General features: G+C 38.7%; 7 protein-coding genes. 5 read left to right on the top strand and 2 right to left on the bottom strand.

Annotated elements, in window-relative coordinates; translation table 11 throughout:
- Window positions 1–184: catalase-related domain-containing protein (locus AC1DSB_RS13460; RefSeq protein WP_477586887.1), on the top strand; the 184-nt coding region annotated here is incomplete at its 5' end.
- A 132-nt stretch (window positions 185–316) separates the two neighbouring features.
- On the top strand, window positions 317–844 hold the full coding sequence (locus AC1DSB_RS13455; protein ID WP_477586886.1) for a cysteine peptidase family C39 domain-containing protein: 528 nt from the start codon (window positions 317–319) through the stop codon (window positions 842–844).
- A gap of 44 nt (window positions 845–888) precedes the next feature.
- On the opposite strand, the gene AC1DSB_RS13450 is transcribed toward AC1DSB_RS13455, so the two are convergent.
- Window positions 889–1,779 carry a 5'-3' exonuclease gene (locus AC1DSB_RS13450; protein ID WP_477586885.1) on the bottom strand — a complete coding sequence of 297 codons (891 nt, stop codon included), beginning with the start codon at window positions 1,777–1,779 and terminating at the stop codon, window positions 889–891.
- Window positions 1,779–2,345 carry an NADPH-dependent FMN reductase gene (locus AC1DSB_RS13445; protein WP_477532184.1) on the bottom strand — a complete coding sequence of 189 codons (567 nt, stop codon included), beginning with the start codon at window positions 2,343–2,345 and terminating at the stop codon, window positions 1,779–1,781. The genes AC1DSB_RS13450 and AC1DSB_RS13445 overlap by 1 nt, the downstream gene beginning before the upstream one ends.
- Window positions 2,346–2,516: 171 nt before the next feature.
- Here AC1DSB_RS13445 and AC1DSB_RS13440 point away from each other — a divergent pair, with 171 nt between their 5' ends.
- The 3 genes from AC1DSB_RS13440 to AC1DSB_RS13430 form a co-directional block, all read left to right on the top strand.
- A complete protein-coding gene (locus AC1DSB_RS13440; protein ID WP_477586884.1) occupies window positions 2,517–4,070 on the top strand; it encodes a spore germination protein in 1,554 nt (517 codons plus the stop codon).
- 16 nt (window positions 4,071–4,086) lie between these two features.
- Window positions 4,087–5,199: a GerAB/ArcD/ProY family transporter gene (locus AC1DSB_RS13435; protein ID WP_477532186.1), complete on the top strand. Its 1,113-nt coding sequence runs from the start codon at window positions 4,087–4,089 to the stop codon at window positions 5,197–5,199.
- The coding region (locus tag AC1DSB_RS13430; protein WP_477586883.1) for a Ger(x)C family spore germination protein at window positions 5,196–5,572 on the top strand (377 nt) is incomplete at its 3' end. The genes AC1DSB_RS13435 and AC1DSB_RS13430, both read left to right, overlap by 4 nt.

The raw sequence follows: 5,572 nt of genomic DNA, 5'->3' as shown, positions 1-5,572 counted from the left end.
AATTTACCGTAGTTATGATGAGTCTACAAAACTAACGCTCATTAAAAACTTGCTAGATCAATTCTCTACCATCCAAAATCGTGACATCGTAGGGCGTGCGATAGCAAACTTCCACCGCGCCGATGAATCGCTTGGAAATGCACTTGCCGAAGGTGCAAACGTAGACATTCATCAATACTTATAATTTGATAGATAGCTAGATTTGGAGTTTTTCTACCATTTTAAATGGCAACGAAAGCTTCAAAGTTTACAGAAAAAGAGTTTTTCCGTACTGTTAAATCAGACGGAAAAACTCTTTTTTCACTGAGGTGACATTATGCGTATTCAATTAGAATTACAAGGTCTATCGCAATTTGATAGATCAATCAAAACACAGTATCAGAAATCTGCATGTGGACCTGTTACTGCCCTGACCATTTTGCGTTACTTGATGCCGAATTCATGTCCTTATGATGCGAATCGATTATACCGTTTACTGGGATGTACTCGAATTGGTTTATTTACATGGCGTTTAAAACATAATTTACGGAAACTTCTCGGCCCTAATTGGGATATTGATACCTGTTCGATGGAAGAAGCAAAAGAAGAATTACGAGCCGGAAGACCGGTGGCATGTAAATTTGATCGGTACTTTTCATTTCACTGGTTCAGCTCTTATGATTTTTCCTATCATTGGGTCCCGCTCATCGGGTTTGAAGAAAAAGAAAACGACTTGATGCTGATCATCCACGATAATGGTGGAAGAAATCGCCAAATTTCATATGAAAAGAACAAAGGTATTTTAACGTTCGTAAAAATATCCCCAAATACTAAGAAGTTTGAATTACTGACAATGCTCGTTTAAGAGACGAGTAACTTCAGACACGACCAAGTTTCCTCCAAATAAAGTTAAATCGAATATAAAGTTCTAGCATACCGACTCGTAATGCCGTATCCAGCTTCCTCTACCTGAGTTAATAATTGCTGACTGTATGAAGGTACAATCAATTGATCAAGTTCAATCGGCAAATCCATTTCACAATGAATCGTAGCAAGTCTTTTTGACAATCGTAACATGTCCAGGTTTTCCTGAATCTTCTTTTGTTGACCTGGCTTTAACTCCGGTAACGCCTCAATGACTCCTTCAACAGAACCATAGCTTTGAATAAGTTGAAGTGCACTTTTCGGTCCTATTCCTTTAACTCCCGGGTACCCGTCACTCGAATCTCCCATAAATGCTTTCACATCGGCAAAAACCGAAGGCTCAATTTGATACTCTTCTACAAAACGTTCGTATGTATATTCGTCATAGATGTTATACCCTTTTTTCGTAAAAGCGATTTTAGTTGTGGGATTGAGTAATTGCAATAAATCTTTATCTCCACTTACGATGGTGATATCTGCTTCATTTTGCCACTTGCATGTCATGGAGCCAATTAAATCATCCGCTTCCATCCCAACTTCCCCAAAGTTTTTCCAGCCAAGCATTTCAGAAAGACTCTTAGCCATATCAAATTGAGGCAGCATTTCTTCAGGCGGAGCAGGACGGTTGGATTTGTATCCATCAAACAAATCATTGCGGAAAGTGTGCATACCCATATCCCAACAAATGGCCATATGAGTCGGTTGCATAATTTGTTTTGCGCTCATCACATGACGGGCAAACCCTTGAACACCATTAGTTGGGACACCTTGTTCATTTCTAAAGTATTGTCCAAAGACTGAAGTTGCAAAAAACGAACGGAATAAAAGTGCCATTCCGTCGACTAATAAAATGTGGGGCCTCTGATTGGATTGCATTATATCTCCTCTTTCTGCCACTCTTTTGTAGTATCGATCCATGTAATGAATTTCTTCATGACTCCATTAATGAATATTACGGTCTTTTCATCAGTTAGTGTTCCTTTATCATTAAATTTCGTTGGTGCTAGTCCAATCAAAATTTCATTTCCAGGTAGTGTTAACGCTTGATGTCCTGGTGAATTTAATATTAATCGTAAATGATTTTGAGCACGTGATGTTCCTACTGGTCCTCCTGAACAACCCATGATCAAAACTGGTTTCTTAATAAAAACTTTTTCTTTTCTTGAAAGCCAATCTAATGCATTCTTCAATGCCCCAGGCACTGAATGGTTATATTCAGGCGTCGCAATCAGCACACCGTCAGATTCCTGTATCAGTTGGATGGCTTTTTTCACCTGTTCAGGAACCTCAGCTTCGATATCTTCATTAAACAATGGAAACTCATTGATTTCAATAAACTCCATTTTCATGTCCACTTTGTACGTTTCTTTTAAGTAGGCAAGTAACTTTCGATTTAATGATTCTTTCCGCAAACTTCCAGCGATCAAGGCGAATGTTTTCATTGGAATCTCTCCTTTTAAAATATCTTGTTTCAGTATAACAAATGCAGATCGAACTGTACGAAAGTCCGTAATCTATAAATGTCAAAAAATATTATTACGTTTGAATTATGCGTATAGATTATCTTCCTGGAGCCTATTCTAAAAGAAAGGGTTGTAAAAGGAGGGAAAGAAATGTTCAAAAAAAAGAGCAGACAGTCTTCCTCGAAGAATAAACCGACTGTTGAAGATGGCGAAAATCACAAAGATGAAAAAGCAAGTAAGGTTCATAATGAAAAATTGTTTCCAATCTCATCAGAAGATTATTTAAAGGCTATTAAAAAAGCAACCAACAATCCAACTGACTTAGTTGTCAAAACAATTTCTCCAAATCTCACGCTTACTTACATAGATAGTTTGGTGGATGGCCGAACCATAAAAGAACAGCTCCTTCCAGACCTTTTAAGAAAAGAGTATGAATCACCTGAAAGTCTTAAATCTGCACTTTCCCTGCCCGAGGTTGATTTGGATGAACAACTGGATCATTCCGTACTTTCTATGTATAACGGGACGGCACTGATTCATATAAATGGATTTTCTCAAGTTGTAATGGCAAAAATCACGACGAAAGAGTCCCGAAGCTTGACAGCACCTGAAAATGAATCACAGGTAATCGGGGCACAGGTCGGATTCAATGAAAGCCTGTCTTCCAATGAATCACTAATTCGAAGGTATATTAAAAATCCTGAGCTGTGCAATGAAAAATTTATTGTTGGAAAACAAACGAATACAACGATTGCCCTTTTATRTATCAAGGGCATTGCATCCGAGGACATGGTGAATACGTTGAAAGACAGGATTACCAGCTTAAAGCTGGATGCCTTATTGGATAGTTCGACTCTTGCTGAAATGATTGATGACAATTCTTTATCACCGTTTCCCCAGATGCTTCTTACTGAAAGACCGGACAGGTTTTGCGAAGGGTTGCTGAATGGTAAATTAGGCATCCTTGTGGATGGCAGTTCCATGGCAATATTATGCCCATACGCGTTCATTGAATTTTTTCAAAGCAGGGAAGATCAAAACCTGCGATGGCCAATCGCTTCCTTTTTTCGAYTATTGAGATTCGGTGCCGTATTTTTGTCCATTTACTTGACACCTATGTATGTAGCAGCTCTGACTTTTCATTATGAAGTCATCCCTCAATCGCTGTTAGTTCCTTTAAGCGAATCCAGAGCTCTAGTGCCATTCCCACCAATAATTGAAGCATTACTCCTGGAATTGATAATTGAATTATTAAGGGAAGCAGGGGCAAGATTACCGACCAAAGTTGGACAAACCATCGGTATCGTAGGCGGTATCGTGATAGGAACCGCGGCGGTACAAGCCGGGATTACGAGTAATATTCTTATTATCATTGTTGCGCTAAGCGCATTGGCTTCTTTTACGACGCCAAGCTTTATGATGGGTAACGTCATTCGGGTCATCCGCTTTCCATTGATTTTGTTAGCGGGTTTTTGGGGTTTTTATGGAATCATGCTCGGTTTTTGCTTCATCTTGACTCACCTGATTCGTCAGTCTAGTTTGGGAGCACCATACACTGCTCCTTTCTATCCCCCGCGTTTTAAGGATTGGCGAGATAGTATCATTAGGTTACCATTACCATTTGCTTACAAAAGGCAATCAAATGCAAGGCCACAGGATGCAGATAAATATCAACCAGAACCAATCAATCCAGAAAAAAGTTGAACTGAAGGTGATTTGAGTGAACAACACCATACATGTGAAAAACCAAGAGATGATCAATGCTTTTCTACTTTTTTTTGTGATTCATACGATTCAAGTAGGTGTTGGTATCCATGGCTTCCAACGTGTCATTTATCAGGACGCCAAACATGATGCCTGGATTTCTGTTCTGCTCGTCGGAATTGCCACTCATATTATCGCGATTATTATGATTAAAACTCTGGAAATCTACGGTTCGAATGATTTATACGGCATCCATCAAGACATTTTCGGAAAATGGTTCGGCAACTTTTTAAATCTTTTATATATATTGTATTGTTCAACTGCATTTTTCTCTGTATTACGAAACTATATTGAAGTGGTTCAAACGTGGGTTTTTCCGAACTTGAGTACGTGGTTTATTTCCGCTACTTTACTGCTGATAGTCATCTACGCTTTTACAGGTGGACTGCGTGTTATTGTTGGGATTTCATTTTTCAGTTTCGTTCTGTCCATTTGGCTTTTGCCCATGTTGGTATATCCACTTCAATTTACTTCGGCGCGAAGTTTGCTGCCCATAATGGAAACCGATATTATCGGAATTTTAAAAGGTGCACAGTCCATGACGTTTACTATTGCGGGGTTTGAGATACTCAATGTGATCTACCCATTCATCAAGGATAAAAATAAAGTACAAAAGCATGTACATTTTGGATTGTTGGCAACTACGATCATTTATCTATCTGTCATATTAGTTTCTATCACATACTTCAGCCCAGAACAATTAAATAAATCGATTTGGGCCACCTTAACATTATTCAGCGTCGTCCATTTTCCGTTTATCGAACGGTTTGAATATATTGCCGTTTGCTTTTGGATGTTAGTGATTTTGCCCAACCTTTGTCTATACCTATGGGCTGCTTATCGGGGAAGCTTACGATTGGTGAAAGTAAATTCAAACAAATTTATTTGGCTGTTTTCGGTTGTCATCTTTATGCTCTCTCTTTCCATTGAAACTCGTACCCAAATCAATGCGGTGAACACTTACTTTTCCAAAGTTGGATTTTATGTCATATTTGTTTATCCCATCTTTATATACTTTCTCGCAATAATGAAAAAGAAATATCGGACTCGTAAGGAGCAAAAGATATGAAAAAAATAAAACTTGGCTTCATATTCGTTGTTCTCTTTGTTTCGTTGGTTGGATGTGCGGAACAGAAATTGCTGGAACAGATTGGATTGACAACCTTACTTGGATATGATTTGAGAGAAGACGATAAATTGTCGGTAACAGCAGTCGTTCGTCAAGTGAATCCAGAATTCCAAAGTAATGTAGAAGTAATTTCGGCTGAGAATGAAACTATTCGTGGTGCCCGTACTGATATTAATAGAAAAACATCGAAAAAAAACGTGACCGGTCAGATGCGAGTCGTCTTGTTTGGAGAAGAAATATCAAAAGACGGAATTGCTCATTATATTGATACTCTTTCGAAGAATTCCGAGACGAGCGGTGGCTTGTATGTGGC

Source organism: Paenisporosarcina sp. P4_E4_2, assembly GCF_056401595.1.
This window is presented reverse-complemented; position numbering and strand designations above follow the sequence as displayed.